An 18,789-nucleotide genomic window follows, 5' to 3' on the forward strand; every position below is an offset into this window, starting at 1 on the left:
CTTGCTTCTATTCCAGAATCTTCTGTGCGATCGCCGCAAGGTCTCTAATGTCAATCATGTTATTACCGTCGATGTCAGCCGTCTTGATTTGATTCCAATCCGGACTCGTGTTGTTCTTGCCATAATGAGCAGCTGCGAACGAAAGATCACCGATGGAGAACTTATTGTCGCCGTTTGAGTCACCCGGCAGACCAGGAGGAGGCGTTATCACTTCCACGTGCAATGTAGCTGGCCGCGCTTGAACCTCTCTTCCTTGCTCGTCACCAAGCAGTGCGCTCGTTACCGAAATCGTGCCGGCTGTTGTTTGCGTGACACCTTTCGCTTGGAACGAGAGCTTCACAAGCTCAGCAGTGCCGCTAACTGCGCTGCCTGGACTTGCAAGAATCAGCCTGATTTTGCCCGAATCCGCCTTCTCCGACACAATTTCAACACCTGTCTTAATCGCGGTAGAGGAGACATAATCGGCAATGGCAGGGTTGTATTCAATCGTGATATCCTGTGCATAGACGTTCGATGTGACACTGCGTAGACTGAAATTTACCGTGAACGGTTGGCCGGTCAGCACTGTGGTTGGCCCAGTTAAAACAGCTGTCGGCTGTTCATCTCGCACATGAACTTGCAGCATCGCTGTTGCTGTAAGGCTCCCGTATGTCGCTGTAATAACGCTTGTGCCTTCTTTTAGCGCCGTAATCAAGCCACCGGCTGTCACTGTTGCGATATCGGTTTGACTGCTGACGAACTGCGAGCTGCCCGTCACATCAATCGGTATTTCACTTCCCGCACGCTTGGCGAACACTCTCGTCTGCTTCGTTGCACCGATAGCAAGATCGCCTAACGGCTCAAGCTCGATACGGTTCTCGCTGTCGCCAAGGGTTACAGCATTGCTGGCCGCACTTTCGTTATGCACCCGATCTACAGCTGTAACGGCATAGGTGTACAGCTGCCCTTCCACAGCTTTGTTATCTGAGTAATGCTGCACATCACCCGATTGTTTACGTACGATTGCTGAGATTTGCGCCGGATTATCGGTACTGCCGACCTGACTGCCTTCAAATCTGTAAATGACGTAGTAGGCTGCATCGCTTCCCGCTTGGTCCCTCCACGTGATATCGATGCCTGCTGTCCCTTTGGACACCGTTTCCAGAACCGGCTTCTCAGGCGCAACATTGTCAATCCACGTCATGGCTGGAATAAGTGCCGGCAGCTTGTAGCTGTCATTCGTCAGTCTGTCTTTAATACCGAGCGGGTTTCCGAGGAGATCCTTCGCACTGAAATGCATGCTGCCTTTGACGCCTTCAAAGTTCAAATTGTACTTTAGCTGATTCGGCAGCTCATCAGGAAGCTCCCAAGCTTCGTTGTTTGCGTTAATTTTGTACACGGCATGACCGATGTAGAGATGAACATTCGTCCCCTGCGTTTCTTTCGTCCACCAATCAATCAGCTTTTCATAAGCCGCCGCCGTGAAGCCGAAATTCCAATAAATTTGCGGTGTGATGTAATCGATCCAGCCTTCATGAATCCATTTGCGCGTATCGGCAAACAAATCGTCATAATTGCGCTGCCCTGCCGTCGTATCCGATCCTGTCGGGTCGTCTGCGATGTTCCGCCAAACGCCGAATGGACTGATGCCAAATTTGACGTAGCTTTTCTCCCGCTTAATGGCGATAGACAGCTCGTGCACAAGTTTGTTCACGTTGTCTCTGCGCCAGTCTCCTTTGTCGGTAAAGGATCCGCCATAAGTGGCGAATGTCGCAGCATCCGGGAAGTCCTGACCGTTGACAACGTAAGGATAGAAGTAATCATCCATATGGACGGAGTCGATATCGTAGTTGCGAACAACTTCCATAATGCTACCAATTACAAAATCTTTTACCGCTGGCACACCAGGGTTGTAGTACAGCTTGCCGCCGTAGCTAACCACCCAATCTGGATGCTGTCTAGCCGGATGGTTCTCAACCAGATTACCAATCTGATCCTTCATACTGATCCGGTAAGGGTTAAACCAAGCATGGAACTCCATGTTACGCTTATGCGCTTCCTCGACCATGAAGGCAAGGGGATCATAGCCTGGATCTTTCCCCTGCACACCTGTCAAATACTCGGACCATGGACCGTACTCGGACGGGTAGAATGCGTCTGCGGTTGGCTTCACCTGTACGACCACGGCATTTATGCCCATTTTACCCAGATTGTCCAGCATGGTTGAAAAAGTCTGTTTCTGCTCATTCGGCGTCACAACACCTTTTTGCGGCCAATCAATATTTTCTACCGATGCGATCCAAGCTGCTCTAAGCTCCCGTTTAGGTGCTGATGTCGCTTTATTGACAACAACAGTGAATAGATCGGATTTTCCGCCAAAAGAAGCTGATATCATGCTAATCCCCACTTTCAATCCGGTCACCCTACCAGAATCGTCCACAGTCGCAACCTCTGAATTGCTGCTTTTAAACGTTACCCCACTTGTAAGTTCCACCGGATTGGGCGTTAAGCTATAAAGGCCAGTAACGCGCGTTTGCTGCGAATCCCCGATGGTCATCGCACTCAGACCCTGGATGTCAATGCTTAGCAGTACAGCCACTGGATTCGTCACAATGAGCTCGTAGGTCGACGATTTCCCTCCGTAAGCAGCCGTAATTGTGGTTTGACCAGCCTTCAGCGCACTAACCTTGCCGGTTACATCAACAGACGCCACATCCAGCCCGCTGCTGCTGAACGATACTTGGCTGTTTGCAAGCTCCACAGGATTGGGATCGCCTACAAACGTAGCGAACACTTTAGCCTGCTTCGTCTGGCCTTTCTCCATTGCGCTCAGCCCGGTTATCTCAAGACGTTCAACCACCGGAGCCTCAGCAGTCACCCTCAACTCATACACGGCTGGCTGCGCGCTTCCGAATAAAGCAGTGATGGTCGTTGTGCCCGCTTTAAGCGCCTTCACATTTCCATTACCATCAATGGTCGCAACAGTGGGATCACTGCTGTAGAAAACCGTGCCGCTTTGAATTTGCACAGGCGCTGTACTGCCTGAATACGTCGCATTTACGACGGTTTGCTTTGATTCGCCGATGATCATCGGCGTTAAGCCCGACAGCTCCAATTCGAATACATCCGTATTCGAGTACAAAGCAGTTACTTGGTCAATGTATAGCGTTCCTCCGTTTTTATTGGTGTTGCTTGTTTCAACCAGATAAATCTGATTCAGCCGAATCGGCGGCTTCAGGTTGCCCGGTAAATCCACCGTCACGTATTTCCATCCGACCCAGTTCAAACCGCCAGCTGATGTGAAATCAATGGTCGGTTTCGTCCCCGCCGAATCTTGAAACATAGACCGCAGCCAATGCTTCTGGCCATCGCCATATACCCAAACGCCAAGTTTTTTCGGATAGCCTTCCAATATGCGTCCAGTTCCTCCAAGCTCATCCTTGAAGTTCAAGTAAGCAGCAGAGGTACCTGACGTACCTGTGAAATCGTAAGTGAATTTTCCGGCATATATCCCTGCGTGAACAGGCTCCGGTCTATTAACCCGTGCCAACTGAACCGAATCCTGTACTGTACGTATACTCGAGGCCGCAATATCAGCAATGTTCTCGAAATCTTCCACAACTGCTGAAGGTTTGCCGACGATCACAGCAGACTCCGCACTCAACCCGTCGATGGCTGCTACAACCTTACCTACCGCTGCCCCATTTACAGCAGTCAACTCACCAACTTGAGAGATTGCACCGATTGAGCCCGTTTGGCTCCATACGAGCTGTTCCGCTGGAAAAGCCATTTCATTGCCGCTGCCATCAAAGCCTTTAACCGTAAATATTTGTACAGCACCTGGATTGACAGTAGCCATTTTTGGAGCAAGCTCAAGGCGTCTGAGAACAGGTGCGTTCAGATCCACAAGCTGCATTCCTTTGTAGTAAGCATCTAGAATCTTGTCATAGCTCCAGCCCAGCTTACCCAGCATTTGTGCGCCGAATTGGCTCATGCCCACCCCATGGCCATTCCCTCCACCGTAAAAGGTTACGTCGGTTAAGTTGCCCCCGCCGTCGCGAGCCAAATCGAAGGTAAGGAAAGCGGAATACAAGATGGCCGGATTCTTTAGCGTAGCTGTCGTATCATAGGTGCCAGTTCCGCCTTTAGTCCGATAAGCCAGCACGTCTGTCGTTCCGCCCGTATCCGTTTTATTAGGTTTGATCGTGAAGCGAATGTTGAATTCTTTTACAATTTTATAAGTGCCCGTACTGCCCTCAATAACAAGCTCCATCGCGTTGCCGCCGGCACCGCGTCTTGAGACATACATGTTGCTGATGGTGCCTACGCCCTCTGCCGGAATCGGCTTACTGACAAAGCTGCCGTCTATATCCTTCGTCAAAATAAATAGAGGCTCAGCCGCATAACGGAGAAGGATATTTTTGTTTACTGTATTTTCGAGCTCCTTTTTCGTTAGGCTGACTTTCCAGCGGAAATACAGCGAGTCCGAATCGTAACCCGTATAGTTTAAGTTTTTGTAAAATGCGTTAAGCGCTTGCTCGCTAGACGTATCGATTGTCAGCATACTGCTGGTATTCGCTGGATCGTAAGTATAACTCCGTCCGGTCAAATACGGCAGCGGAGTACCCGGGAACTGATTCGTGTCTATGTCGTGCCATACCTCGTGCTTCGACGCGCCATAGCCACCTGATGTCGAGTAAAATCTCGCATCCACCAGCGCGCTGCCGCTTTTCATGATTTTCCCAGCCGTTGCCTGTACGGCTTGCGTCGTCAGCGTGTTCTCCACTTGATTGTTATACACTTGGCTGAGTGTACTGTCATCGATATGGAAACCAAGATCAGCAAACCGACTCGTCATGTAATCGGTTAATGCATAAGTACGCGCTGCTATCGACTGCGCCTTCAGTGCTTCCAACCCGAAAGAAGACGGCATTTCACTTGGAACTACCTGGTACAGATATTGTTCAATATCCACTTCGTTGATAAGTCTTAGCTTGTTTTTCTCTGGATTTAGAAACAGCTCGAACTTCCCTCTATATAGCGGTTTACCATGGGCACGGGTAATGGACATTACCTGAAGTAGTGAATCCCCGCTAATTGGCTCCATATATAGTCGGTTTGCCGTTTTGACAAGCTGCGAACCGTTCTGCGCAACGGCAATCTGACCGCCCTCCACGGTAAACGAGACGAGCGTTCCTGCCGTAATCGTAAATTGCTGGTTGGCCGCTTTATCGTTGATAAGGAAGCCCTGCTCCGATTTGATATCGATTTGCGGGTGGTCAATTTGCGTCATGTCGGCGATATTCGAAATATCTTTGCGAATGCCAACGCGCATACGATTCATTGGCGTTTCGCCAACGATCACGATTTTCGCAGCTCTTCCGTCTTCGCCTAAATAAACATCCACGTTTTCAGCACCGACCATCACATCATTCAGCGATTTGGTGACCGCAGTTCCGCCAAATTGTTGTTCAACCGTCACGGTTTCACTTAACGCGACAGTTCCTTTGAACTCAAGATCTATCGTTTTGGCTGCTGTGTTTTTCCCCATTACCTTCTCATGAATGGGAACAGAAGACGATGCAGCTGCTATTTTCATCATGCCATCTTGTGCTTGAACAGTCGGTAAACCGCTTCCAAAACCGGATAAAATCGCTCCGCATAGCAGCATGAGAGCCAGGGAAGCAGATAATTTCTTGCGCAGCGAATATGTGAAGCTACTCATCAAAAGGCACTTCCTTTCTTTTTCGTCCCTTAAAAGCAACCTATTCGTTTCATCCCTCTCAAAACAATTCTGTTATTGCATCAGCATCACCATCCCAATAGAGTTCACCCATTTTTAGATACATTTTGTATCACCTGAAATGGCGTCATTTCTTTTCTTCTAATCGAACTAGAAATATTTTTTCAAAATATAATATATAAATGAAATTTAATTTCAATCTTTTCATTTTAAGTTTAGCTTGATCTTTCCCAGTTGTACATAGCGAAAAATGACTGCTTCTGTCTATTTTTACCGACTGAAAATTGCCATTTTTTAGCGAAGATTCGCAAACTTAAATGAATTCAGTTCTATCATGCAACAAAAATAATAAAGGGGATCGAATAGGTGTTTTCAGCCCATTCGATCCCTCATATTCCGCTTCTTCTAGCTGTCTACTTTCTTTCCAGATCAACACCAACTTTGCCGTCTTGCACATTCACCTTATACGTTTTCACCCAAATCTTATCGCTGAATAAAGATTTGCCGGTTCGAATATCGAATTCCCAGCCATGCCAAGGGCAGCGGATGATTTCACCCTTTTTACCGTACTCGTATTCATACACGTCCGAAGGAAGCGTAGTACCAGAAACGAGTCCTTCGCACATCGGCGCCCCCTGGTGGGGGCAATAATTGTTTAAAGCGTAATATTCATCGTTTATCCGGTAAATGCCGATGCTCTTCCCTTCGATTGTGACGACGGCGTGACCGCCATCGGAGACAGCGTCCGCATCCAGCACGTAATGTACCGTCATAAGGTCCTCCGTGAGTTAAAGGTTATATAGGCTTTTGGCATTTTCGTAAAAGATTTTACGCTTCGCCTCCGGCTTTAGTCTCCGCAGAATCATACTTGGTGAATCGAAATCCCAATGCGGATAATCACTCGAATACAGAATCATATTCTCGGCATCAATCATATTGAACAAATCGATCAAATGCTGCGGATTGTCCGGTTCCTCAATGGGCTGTGTAGTTAAATAGCAATGCTCTCGAATGTACTGACTAGGCAGCTTCTTCAGCCAAGGGACAGTGGAGCGGAGCGCTTTATAGTTCTTATCCAGCCTCCACATCAGGTGCGGCAGCCAAGCAATACCACCCTCTGTAAGCACTACTTTCAACCGCGGGAACTTTTCAAATACACCCTCGCATACCATGCTAACAAGATGAGCCATGAACATTTGCGACAAGCATGTATGCCACTCGATGTAACGGGAAGGATACCCAGCAGCGGTAGGTGCCGTGGAGCTGCCCCCTCCTTCCGCGCCCGGATGAATCGCAATAGGTAGACCATTCCGCTCCGCAGCCTCATAGATAGGATGATACATTCGCTGGCCGAGTGGAGCACGAGCCGCACTAGAAATCATGACTTCAACGATATCGGGATGGCCCCCGACACGGTCAATCTCTTTCGCGGCAAGATACGGGTCCTGCGTGGCGACAGCCATGGCGCCCTTGAACGCCTTGTGTTTACCAAGCCATTCGCCAATCAAAAAGTCGTTGTAGGCAGAGCAAATCACAGCTGCGTAATCAGGGTCGTGCGTCGTTGAAATATTGTACACAACCCCGGTCAACACGCAGTATTCAACATTGTAGCCCTCAAGCAGCTGCTTGATCATGAGGTCTGGGTCCGAGCCAGCTTTGCCGCCGCTGGCCGGAATGGCGTCCTTCTTCATTACACCTACAGGCGAATAGTAACCGGAGCCAGCATACCCTATTCCGGTATTCGCTACGCGTGACCGCCATGGTTCTGCCAGGTACGGCAGCAAGTCGGCATCATTCTGTTCATTGTGGACATCTGCATCAATGACTTTGAAATCTTCGGCCATACGAATCCCTCCATTCCGGAGTATGTATTACATTTCCCACATTGCATGCACAATTGGATTACTTCTTGCCATAGGTGCGAGTATAAGCGGAATTGTACATCTCCAGCAGTTCGTCAGACCCGAGCTTCTTCGCCTGATCGATAAATTCTTGATACGTCTTATCGTTGATCGGCGTCTTGCCTGCTACGAATTCAGTCAGCTTCTGCTCGAGGAATTTGTTCAGGTTATTCAGCTTCGATTTTTCCAGCTCCAGCTCTTCCTTCGTCTTGACGATCTGCTTCGGCGCCGGAATAATGAACGGTTCGTATCTCTTGTTAATGTCCTTGCTCTTGTCGCTTAAGCCGCGCTCCCACACCTCGCGGGATTTGGCATTATCGAGAGTAACCATGTCGTACCAAACGCCCCAATCCTTACGCAGTGTCGTGAATGGCGAAGCGCCGAAATCCTTGTTGTAGACTGCCTTGCCGTTTTCCTTTGTATACGTTTTGCCCTCAATACCAAGCGATAAGTAGTTGGAGCCTTCTTCTCCCAGTAAGTAATCAAGAAATTGAACCGCCCTGTCCTTGTCTTTCACCTTAGCCGAGATCGCGCGGCCGGAAGCGCCGACAACCGAACGGGAGAACTGGTAGTTTTTGATGCCATCTGCAGCGAACTGTGGAATCGCATCGAGTGTGTAATCCGCACTACCTGCTTTACGGCCTTTGTCCATGAGCGTTTCCAAGTCAGCCTTCCAGAAAAACGTCACAAGCGATTTACCTTTAAGAATCCGCTCTTCCCACTGTGCTTGCGTAATCATTGAGAATTCAGGATCCAACAGCTTCTCATTAAACAATTTATTCAAGTAAACTAGTGAGTCCTTATATCCTTTATGATAGGGAGCGAACGCGTATTTATCGGTGGCTGGATCGACGTTATAGAAGCCGTGTATGCCGGTGAACGCTCTTCCGAATGTCGTAAATAATCCGGTGTCGCCGACAATGGCATTATTGATGAGCGGATACGTATCCGGCTGTTTCTCTTTGAGCGTTTTGAGGAACTGGTAAAATTCATCCACGGAAGTCGGCGCCTTCAGTCCGTACTTATCCATGATGTCCTTGCGTGTATACCAGACAAAGTTAAAGCCTTTCCCTTCTGCGTCGCCCTCGATGACAGGAACGGTATAAATACCACCGTCAACGCCAGTTGCGACCGCTCTAGCCTCAGGGTATTTTTCGTAGAACGCCTTTAGGTTCGGCGCTTTATCCAAGTAATCTTTTAAGTTCAAAAACACTTTATCCGGACCATGCTGTCTTCCCTCTAACGTATCTACCTGGATGAAGTCCGTTACGGAGTTCGTCGCAATCATAATTTGCTTCTTTTCCTTCAAACCTTCCTGACTGACAACTTGAAACTCGACCTTTACGCCGGTCTTTGTTTCGATTTCCTTGAAGATGTCCCAGTCCTGGCGCACTTTTCCTTCTGGACGGTCGTAGGCCAGCCACGTGAATGTGATCGGCTTCTTGGACTCGTCTGGTTTCTTCGTTTCTCCGGCCGCAGGAGTATCATTCGGTTGGCTCGAACAGGCTGCTGCGACTAAACTGATGAGCATAACCGTAGTCAAACCTGTTGCGACATTTCTTTTTTTCATATGAAACCCTCCCTATCGTGTTAAAAAGTATCCCTCTATAGCGTTAGATTCCAGGGAATCTAGAACTATCCTTTGATGCCGCCGATCATAGTTCCCTGCACGAAGTATTTCTGGATGAACGGGTAAACGCATAGGATCGGGAGCGTTGCGATCATGATGATGGCGTACTTCATTGTTTGGAGCAGGCTCAGATCGCCTTCAGCCTGAATCGTAGTACCAGCCACCAGAATATTCCGGAGCATAATTTGCAGCGGATACATCGAGCGGTCGTTCAAGTAAATGAGTGCATCGAAGAACGCGTTCCACTGGTTCACGGCTGTGAATAAGCCGATTGTTGCCAAAACCGGCATCGATAAGGGAAGCACGATGCGCAGCAGCACTTGTAAGGAAGAACAGCCGTCGATCGTCGCCGCATCTTCAAGCTCCTCCGGCAATGCTTCAAAGAACGTGCGCATGATGAACAAGTACCACGTGCTGATCAGGGAAGGCAGAACGATTGCCCAGATCGAGTTCAACATCCCCAGCTTCTGCACAACGAGAAACGTTGGGATCATACCGCCGCTAAACAGCAGCGTAAAAGCAGCCATCATCAGAATGATTCTGCGGCCGGGCAGCCATTTCTTCGCCAGCGGATACGCCATAGCCGAGGTTACGAGCAAGGTTAGTATCACATGAACGATCGTATAACGGATCGTATTCCAGTAACTGATCCATAGATCCGGATTGCTCACCAACTGCTTATAGGCAATAAGCGTTACCCCCTTAGGAAAGATGAGCACATCCCCGCTCGATACGAGGGCATTATCACTGATCGAAGCGCTGAATACATAAACCAGCGGGTATACCATAACGATCATCAGAAGAATCATGATCACATAGTTGAAAGTATCAAATACCCTTGAAGCCATCGATTGTTTGATTTTCAAAAGGGTTCCTCCTTTACCACAAGCTCGTTTCTGAATATTTTCTAGCGATCCGGTTAGCGGCGATGACGAGGATAAGGCCGATCACTGACTGAAATAACCCGACGGCTGTGGCGAAGCTGAAATCCGCATCCAAGATGCCGCGCCTATACACGAATGTGTTGATGACATCCGATGTTTCATAGTTCATGGAATTGTAAAGCAGCAATATTTTTTGGAATCCGGTCTCCATAAAATGGCCAAGCGTAAGGACGAACAGGATGATCATGACGGGCACCATACCAACGAACGTAATATGGCGCATCTGGTGGAAGCGGTTCGCCCCATCCATTTTCGCGGCTTCATAAAGCGTCGGATCGATACCGGCAATCGCAGCCAGATACAGAATCGTCCCCCAGCCGATTTTTTGCCAAACTTCGGAGCTGACGTAGATCGTCCGAAACCAATTTGGCAGTCCTAGAAATAGGATCGGCTCCATCCCAAACATTTTGACAAGAATGAAATTGATAATCCCGGTTTGCGGTGAAAGAAATGTGACTAGAATGCCAGCGATGACAACGGTTGATAAGAAGTGCGGCATGTAGCTGATGCTTTGTACAATTCGTTTAAACGTTTTGTTCTTAAGCTCGTGAAACAGAATGGCCAAAATGATCGGTGCCGGAAAATGAAACAGCAAATCGTACACGTTGAGCATGACGGTATTGCGAATCAGCTTCCAGGAATCCGGATTTACGTAGAAGAATTCGATAAAATGCTTCAAGCCTACAAATTTGCTGCCTAAAATGCCTTTACCGATCGAATAGTCTTGAAAAGCGATGATGACACCATACATGGGTACATATTTGAAAATGATGTAATACAAAATTCCCGGCAGCATTAATAGATACAGTGCTTTATGTTTCTTCAACATGTACCACATAACATTTCGCTGTGGCATCTCATCCCCCCTCGCCTTGATAACGCTTACAACTCTGAGTTGATGGCCTAACTATACAAAGCCAGGACTGCCCCGTAAAGATCGCATAATTACGGGAAGTCTCTTTTTTTGCAGACGCAGGTTTCCAAGGGATTCCTGGTCATTTCGGGAGATCGGATGAAAAAAAAGAGACTTCGGAAAAAATGAAGTCTCTGTTCGTTCAATGGTTAATTGTGCGATACTTCGCTGGGGTAATCCCTTCATATTTACGAAACGTTCGGATAAATGAGTTGCGCCCCCAGTAACCTACCTTCTCCGCGATGTCATCGATTTTCATGTCCGTCTCCAGCAAAAATTGCTTCGCCTTCATCAGTCGGTATTTCGCAATATACTCCACATACTTCTCGCCAACCTCTTCTTTGAAGGTACGACTGAAATGGCCGTTCGACATGTTCAAGAGCCCGGCAAAATATTCGATCGACAGCTCCTCATTATAATGCGCATGAATATAGTCCAAAATCTCTGAGAACTGCTTTGCACGCTGATCAGGCTCCTCTGTCCGAAATAAAACACTGTGAATGTCCTGGAAACAGACTTTGAGCTCATCCCATGTCATACAACGATTAAGCCGCTCGAACAGGTCTGAAAAGAACGGCACGTTAAAATCGTTATGCTCGGTTTCTACTGCGCGGATCCATGTATTGAGAACGTCGGTACATAAATATTTAGCCTGGATGGCAGTGGCATTCTTGCGTATTCCCACTTCGAGCATATCGAACGCAGATTGCAGCAGCTTATCATATTCCCGCGTCTTGAATTGATTGAAGATACGGTTGACATCCTGAACAGATAAAAAGCTTTCCCACTGCGTTCGATCCCATACATTCGGTCCACGACATATCTCCACATCGGAATCAAGTCCGCGATTCTGCAGCACGGACAACGCGAGCTTATACGACTCATGCAGCTCTTCGGTAGCGTTCACCGTCTTCCCGATTCCAATCGTCGCTTTAAAGTATTCGCTGTACTGTTCCAGCAAGAGGCTCACAATGTTCGCGGCCTCCTCGGCTCCGAAGTGGAGAAACGGGTCATGCAGCACCACGCACGCCATCACGTCCGGCTTCGTCTGACAGAGCCAGATCAGCGATGGCGACGATTTGACTATACGCTCTTTGAGTTCCATGAATAGGAAAGACTTCGACGTCTCTGACAGCTGTTCATAGGCGGGCGAATTGTAGTGAAACGCAATGCAGAGAACCGTGCGCATCGCGTTCTTGTTATAGATAAACTCGATTTCCTTCGCATAATATTCGATGGACAGTGCGTCCCGATATTCACCCAGCAGAATCTTGGTTACGAAAAGCTCCTGCAGGATGGGGAACATACCGCTCACCCTTTGAGACAGCTCTTTATTTTCTTCCGTAATTTCTTTTATCGGACGATAGACGCGACGGCTTAAATAGTAAGAGACAAAGCTGCCCACCACGAGGAAAAAGACGAGAAACGCCCAACTAATCACCCGTGTGATGTAAGCTGGCTTCATCAGGGTACGCAGATCCGCGATGGTCACGTAATACCATGAATCGTCGAAGCTAGATTTCACAAGTGACATGGCAACTTCGTTTGTAATGAGAAATTGAGACCCCTTGGAATTTGCGTGTGTACGCTCCATCACCGCCTTCGCTTCCTTATCTGTCAAACCAACTTGGTTCATGATTAGCCCTTGGCTGCTCGCAATTGCCGTTCCCGTCACCCATTTTTCCGGAATGCTGATCTGCTCCTGGACCTTGTCCTCAGCGAAATCGACGACCAAATATACATCGGGCTTGTCGCTGTTAAATGGATAGCTCATTAAGGCGGACATGCCGATTGTACTCGGATCGGTAAAGTCCATCATTTTTTTGCCGGTAAAATACGACATGTACGCTTTTCTCTGCTGCTCGTCAAGCGGATAAGAAAAATCAAAGTAATACTCTTTGTCCGTATAAATATCGACATCGACAACGAGATCGTGATTCACAAAATATAAGAATACCTTTGAAACCAATTTATCGGATTGAAGCTTCATCAACTGCTCTCTGAGAGAGTGAAGCTGCTCCGTACGCTGTTGGTTTTCACGCGAATCGTCGACTGTACGGAGCAGACTCGTTAAATTGGAAGAGTTGAGCATGTTAATCATATTTGTCTTGAGCGAATCTAATGCGGTGTCCGTCTGCTTGGAAAAGTGGCTTATGATGACATCGTTGAGCTTCTCTGCATCCTTCTCGATCGTGCGGACCACGAGAACATGAGCCATAATGCTGGCAACAATAACCGGAATGAGAATAACGATGAAATAGGTGGTAAAAAGCCGCCAAAAAAGGGCTAATCGGAACTTATGTACCTTAGAAATGCTCAACACGATCGCCTCCCGCCCCCTGTAAACGTTCGCAGTGATGGCATTACGAATAACTTCTTATCGCGTTCTCTTCATATAGATGATACTGCTGTTTCAGCTGCGCGAATTCCCGGCTTTCGTCCCGAAATTGTTCTAATAACACCGAAACATCTAACGGATCTTCACGGTATACCTTATCCCCACATAATAAATCAATAAAAGGCCTAGATCCCTCTTTAAAAGGTGGCAGGAAAGAAAATTGTTCATAGTTACGCTTAATGGTATACATCAGTGTGATAGCTGTCTCCAAAGGACGAATCGCTCGGGTATCCAGCAGATGAAGCTGAACGCCGCTGCATGATTCTCCCTGAAATTTGGAAAAAGTCGGTTTAAAATAGACCGGACGGAAAACGACCCCAGGCAGTTTCTTACTGTTCATCTCATCCGCCAGTTGTTGAGCATTGACGAACGGGGCTCCTACAATTTCAAAAGGAACTGTGGTGCCTCTTCCTTCGGACAAGTTGGTGCCTTCAAATATACAGGTGCCTGGATACAACAATGCCGTTTCAAACCGGGGAATCCCCAAGGAGGGCATCACCCAGTGTCTACCGGTATCATCGAACTGCATCTTCCTATCCCAGCCCTGGGCACGTATCACATGCAGATCACAATGCCAGTTCATCTGATCGTTAGCCATCGTGGCCACCTCACCGGCAGTCAGACCGTAACGCACACAAAGCGGATAATTGCCAACAAAAGATTGATAGTCCTGCTTTAAAATGTTACCTTCTACCGTCACCCCATCCAATGGATTGATGCGGTCCAAAATGACAAATGGCTTGCCTGCTTTCGCACAGTCTTCCAGAGCATATAGCATCGTATAAATAAAAGTGTAGTATCGTGTGCCCACGTCCTGAATATCATAGACGACCATATCTACCTCATCCAGCATTTCCTGACTCAAGCGCTTGGAATCCTTACGATACAAGCTATATACCGGCACCTGTGTGATCGGATCCAGATACGTTTCTACCAGGGCGCCTGCTGCTTGATCACCACGCACACCGTGTTCTGGTGAAAACAGGGCTGTCAGATTGAAATTCTCATGCAAAATTTGAATGGTGGAAACGAAGTCATTGTTTAAGCCGGTAGGGGCCGTAATTAGTCCCAATCGTTTCCCTTTAAATAGATGAGTGTATTGCCCAATGCAATCGATCCCGTTTCTGATCATAGCTGCCTCCCAAATTTTGTTTGATAAAAGAAAAACGGATTATGGCGTCCTTGATGAGTGTGTTTGTCAATTTTGATGCCAAGCTTGTTACGCCCAAGACATCTTGCTCATCCGTGAAATGTTGTACGTTGTACAACAATAGGTAAGCGAATCCACGTAATTCTCGCTAATGTTGTAAAAAATACAATAATTCAAGCCAAAAGTGACTCTTTTGCATGAAACAAGGCAAAATTGTTGCACACCATACAACATCTTCAGCTTTTCCTGAAGAAACTTAAGGAAATTGTTGTACGAAGTACAACATGCCTTACTACTTACTACTTACTACTTACTACTTACTACTTACTACTTACTACTTACTACTTACTACTTACTACTTACTACTTACTACTTACTACTTACTACTTACTAACTCCCACTTTCCCCACACACTTCCCTCACAAACCACAAAACAAACAATAAACCAGAATAATCACTTACCGAGTGAGTTATGTAAATCTCCCTTGTGAAATTCAGCAAAGTATGCCATCGAAGATCATCATCGTTTACCCAAACGCAAAGTTAAGAAAACCTCTAGCAAGGCGCCATTCAAGAATGAGCAGCCGCATTTAGAGGTTGGTTATTGTAGGTCATAATTCAGTTTTGATAACCCGCATATTTTCTTCTGGAATCATGAAGGTTTGTGCATATTCTTTTCTGGCTTCAAGGCCGCGGACTCTCATCAAATGCTTGTAGTACTCCAAATACTTGAACGACTTACTGCCTGTTACGAACCAATGTGTAGAGACGGCCTTCACCCATAGATCAAAGGCTTCTTGGTCGTAGTCGACATACACATACGGACGATAGTCGACGGCGTCCTCCCAGTTCTCGGCATAATACAATCTCTGCGCAAAATGTGCAGGAAGCTCCCGCTCAAACGTCGGCAAGGCGGCAAAATAGCGGGCATCATTGACGATGCGGTGCGTTGTCATATGATCCTTGTGCATGCTGTTCTTCCAATGCGTAATAATCACGTTGGGACGAACTTGACGAATGACATCGCATACGCGAAAACGCATTTCTTGGTTATCCTGCAGCTCGCCGTCAGGAATATCGTCGAATACGAACGCTTCCCCGCCCAGCATCTCGGCAAAGGTTTTCGCCTCATTCACTTTCTGCACGCGATATTCGGCCATATCTTGTCCTGCCGGAACGCCGCGTTCGCCTGCTGTCAGCGCTAGGGTCGCAATGCGGTCCCCCTTCAAAGAGTGACTTGCCAATACGCCCCCTGCCGTTAATTCGGCATCACCAACATGGCCACCGATAGCTAGAATCGTTAACTTTTGCTCGCTCATTCACACAAACTCCCTTCTCATGACAGAAAACTGTTTGACGGTAGTAAAGCCTGCCTTCTCGTAGATGCGGATAGCTGGGTTCGTACTGCCCGTATAGAGCGACATGTAGTCGGTCCCGATCGAACGAAAAGCTTCGCACAGCTTAAAGAAAAGGATGCTGCCCAGACCGTGTCCCTCATGCTCGGGAATGACGCCGATTCCGGCGAAATAGCCCCGGCCGTTATCTTGACGAATGACCGGACCGGCAAATCCGATTACCTTGCCTTTATATGCAGCAATCACCACTGGCACACCCTCTGCCGTGCTTTGCCCGATTTCCTTCTGCCATAAAAGATTATTAAATCCATTCAGCATTTCATCCACGCCGTTATGCTTTTCCGGGTCGAACAATTCCACTGTGTAGCCATCAACTGCGGCCTTATTTTCCTTGGCTCTGATATCCTCTGGTATGGTGAAACCGTCCAGCTTCAAATACATGGCGCACTCTTTGGCGCGTTCCACATACCCTGCCTGCAGCAAAAACGTATACAATTTACTTTCGATTGGCACGCCCGGCGCATTGTTATGCTCATGCTTCGGTGTCCCTGGTATATACCACGGCAATAACATCGGATTAAAAAATAAGACATCGCTTTGCTTTTTGCCAAGCTGCTGAAAGCGACGCTCCAAAGCGTCTAGCATGCCTTGATAGCTCTCATCTGTTTTGAACTCATCGGCTAAAACGATGCAGGTGATGTATCCCGCCACTTCCCCAAGCGGCAGATCATCCCCTGTGCAGCCGCAAGCAAAGCCTTTGACTTCATTTTGTTCCAGTAACACAAAAGCATTTTGACTATCAAAATAAGGGTTGGCCGTGAAGATACGCTCAAAGGTTTGTTCGGTTAGCTCCTTGTAGCCTTCTTTCACGGCTTCTTCATTCCATAAGTCAATAACCGCTTGACGATATTGTTGATCCCAAGACACAATCATGCTGAAGTCATACCTCCCCCACGCGCGGCTTGTATTAGCCCTTCACCGCACCAACCGTTACACCTTCTAAGAAGTACTTTTGCAAGCTGAAGAAAAGAATAAACATCGGCAGTGCAGAGATCGTAGCACCCGCCATCATCGGCGCGATAAACGTCGTATTGGCGAAGCGGAAGTTTTTCAATCCGACTTGGATCGTCTGCATATCCATCGTATTAGTGACAAGAAGCGGCCAGAAGAATGTGTTCCAGCTATCCATAAACGTTAGAATCGCCATGACGGCAAGCACGGTTTTGGACAAAGGCAGAATGATTCTCCAATAGATCGTGAACTGGCTGCACCCTTCGATCTTGGCGCTTTCCATAATCTCGTTCGGGATGCTGCTCATAAACTGTTTAGCCAGAAAAATATTATATACAGTAACGATACCCGGCATAATTAGCGCGCTGTACGTATTTTGCAATTCGAACACGTTAACAACCAGAATATACAAAGGAACTTGCGTAACTTGGTAAGGAATCATCATGGAGACAAGCAGCACAGCAAACAGCACGCCTCTCCCTTTAAAACGAAGTTTAGAAAATGCATACCCAGCCATGCTCGCAAAAATAACATTGGACACCATCACGGTGGTCGCGACGATCAGAGAGTTTAAAATCCAACGATACGAATACTCACTGTAATCAAAGAAAAATTTAAAGGAAGCGAATGTAAACTTGCTTGGTAAAATGGAGTAGCTCACCGCTCCAGCCTCAACCGGATCAGCAAAGGATGAAATGACCATGAAATAGATCGGAAATATCGTCGCCAAAGCAAAAAGTAGAAGGGCGATAAAAATAATTGAATTTCGAATGGTTTTTACTCTAGGTTTTCCTGCATGATTGCTGTATAAAGCCATTTTTTATCCCCTCTCTCTTAATACTCGACGTCTTTTCCTGCATATTTGAACTGAATAACCGAAATTCCCGCGATAATAACAGCTAGAATCAGTGATTGCGCCGCGGCTTTACCGAATTCGAAGTAAGTAAATGCATTATTGAAAATCAGCAGCCCCACCATGGTAGTCGCATTGTTCGGACCGCCACCGGTCATGAGGTATGCGTTTTGGAACACTTGGAATGAACCGATAACACCCGTTACCAAAAGGAATAATGTAGCTGGTTTCAAAGAAGGAACAACGATGTGCCACAGCTTCTGAAAAAAGTTCGCTCCGTCCATTTCCGCTGCCTCGTAATACGTATCATCAATGCCGAGTAAACCGGCGAGGTAGATGATAATGCTTGTGCCATGACTGGACAACCAGGACATTAGAACCAAAGAAAACATCGCCGTTTTGCTTGAGCCCAGCCAGTTCTGATTGGTAATGCCAAAGAAATGAATCAACTGATTTAAAATTCCGCCTTCCATCGGATCGAAGATCCAAAGCCATACGACGGATAAAGCAACACCTGAAGCAACAACAGGCAAGTAATAAACACCTTTGAAAAAGCCCTGCGTTTTTTTCCTGAGCGGCAGAATCATAATCGCGATCACCATGGACAAGATCAAGTTAACAGGTACAGTCAAAAGCGTATAGACGACGGTATTGCGCATTGCTTGCCAAAATAAAGCATCTTTCACCGTAGCGACATAATTGTCGAACCCAACATACGTGGAACCAAGAGGCTTATATTGTTGGAGACTAATGATAAAGGCGCTAACGACCGGATATGCGGTGAACATCGCAAAAACAACCAATGCGACGGCAATGAATGCATATCCCCAAGCACCTTCTCCTTTGATTCCTTTTCTTTTCATCGGTTTAGCGATATTCGTTGCCATTTTTGTCTAACCCCCAAACCCCGTT

The 18,789-nt window shown here is 47.2% G+C and carries 12 protein-coding genes; all 12 read right to left on the reverse strand.

The genetic code is table 11. The features are described 5' to 3' along the window. Window positions 1-7: 7 nt before the first annotated feature. The 12 genes from GC102_RS34525 to GC102_RS34580 all read right to left on the reverse strand — a co-directional run bounded on the left by GC102_RS34525 (window position 8) and on the right by GC102_RS34580 (window position 18,764). Window positions 8-5,704: a family 10 glycosylhydrolase gene (locus tag GC102_RS34525; RefSeq protein ID WP_171693523.1), complete on the reverse strand. Its 5,697-nt coding sequence runs from the start codon at window positions 5,702-5,704 to the stop codon at window positions 8-10. Between the two features lie 431 nt (window positions 5,705-6,135). Continuing rightward, window positions 6,136-6,495, reverse strand: a complete 360-nt coding sequence (locus GC102_RS34530) for a Rieske (2Fe-2S) protein (RefSeq protein WP_171693524.1) — start codon at window positions 6,493-6,495, stop codon at window positions 6,136-6,138. 15 nt (window positions 6,496-6,510) lie between these two features. Then, window positions 6,511-7,566 carry an amidohydrolase family protein gene (locus GC102_RS34535; protein WP_171693525.1) on the reverse strand — a complete coding sequence of 352 codons (1,056 nt, stop codon included), beginning with the start codon at window positions 7,564-7,566 and terminating at the stop codon, window positions 6,511-6,513. Window positions 7,567-7,624: 58 nt separating this feature from the next. After that, window positions 7,625-9,193: an extracellular solute-binding protein gene (locus tag GC102_RS34540; RefSeq protein ID WP_171693526.1), complete on the reverse strand. Its 1,569-nt coding sequence runs from the start codon at window positions 9,191-9,193 to the stop codon at window positions 7,625-7,627. A gap of 65 nt (window positions 9,194-9,258) precedes the next feature. Beyond that, window positions 9,259-10,119, reverse strand: coding sequence for a carbohydrate ABC transporter permease (locus GC102_RS34545; protein ID WP_171693527.1), 861 nt, complete (start codon window positions 10,117-10,119; stop codon window positions 9,259-9,261). Between the two features lie 13 nt (window positions 10,120-10,132). Continuing rightward, on the reverse strand, window positions 10,133-11,053 hold the full coding sequence (locus tag GC102_RS34550; RefSeq protein ID WP_171693528.1) for an ABC transporter permease: 921 nt from the start codon (window positions 11,051-11,053) through the stop codon (window positions 10,133-10,135). Between the two features lie 199 nt (window positions 11,054-11,252). Further along, on the reverse strand, window positions 11,253-13,433 hold the full coding sequence (locus GC102_RS34555; protein ID WP_376769430.1) for a helix-turn-helix domain-containing protein: 2,181 nt from the start codon (window positions 13,431-13,433) through the stop codon (window positions 11,253-11,255). A 40-nt stretch (window positions 13,434-13,473) separates the two neighbouring features. Next, complete coding sequence (locus GC102_RS34560; RefSeq protein WP_171693529.1) at window positions 13,474-14,640, reverse strand: exo-beta-N-acetylmuramidase NamZ family protein; 1,167 nt, start codon at window positions 14,638-14,640, stop codon at window positions 13,474-13,476. A gap of 629 nt (window positions 14,641-15,269) precedes the next feature. Further along, window positions 15,270-15,977: a PIG-L deacetylase family protein gene (locus tag GC102_RS34565; protein WP_171693530.1), complete on the reverse strand. Its 708-nt coding sequence runs from the start codon at window positions 15,975-15,977 to the stop codon at window positions 15,270-15,272. Further along, window positions 15,978-16,946 carry a GNAT family N-acetyltransferase gene (locus GC102_RS34570; protein WP_171693531.1) on the reverse strand — a complete coding sequence of 323 codons (969 nt, stop codon included), beginning with the start codon at window positions 16,944-16,946 and terminating at the stop codon, window positions 15,978-15,980. It lies immediately after the preceding gene. A gap of 34 nt (window positions 16,947-16,980) precedes the next feature. Further along, window positions 16,981-17,841: a carbohydrate ABC transporter permease gene (locus tag GC102_RS34575; protein WP_057305497.1), complete on the reverse strand. Its 861-nt coding sequence runs from the start codon at window positions 17,839-17,841 to the stop codon at window positions 16,981-16,983. A gap of 17 nt (window positions 17,842-17,858) precedes the next feature. Further along, on the reverse strand, window positions 17,859-18,764 hold the full coding sequence (locus GC102_RS34580; RefSeq protein ID WP_171693532.1) for a carbohydrate ABC transporter permease: 906 nt from the start codon (window positions 18,762-18,764) through the stop codon (window positions 17,859-17,861). Between the last annotated feature and the right edge of the window lie 25 nt (window positions 18,765-18,789).

It is taken from the genome of Paenibacillus germinis (genome assembly GCF_013141785.1).
GTDB lineage: Bacteria > Bacillota > Bacilli > Paenibacillales > NBRC-103111 > Paenibacillus_E > Paenibacillus_E phytorum.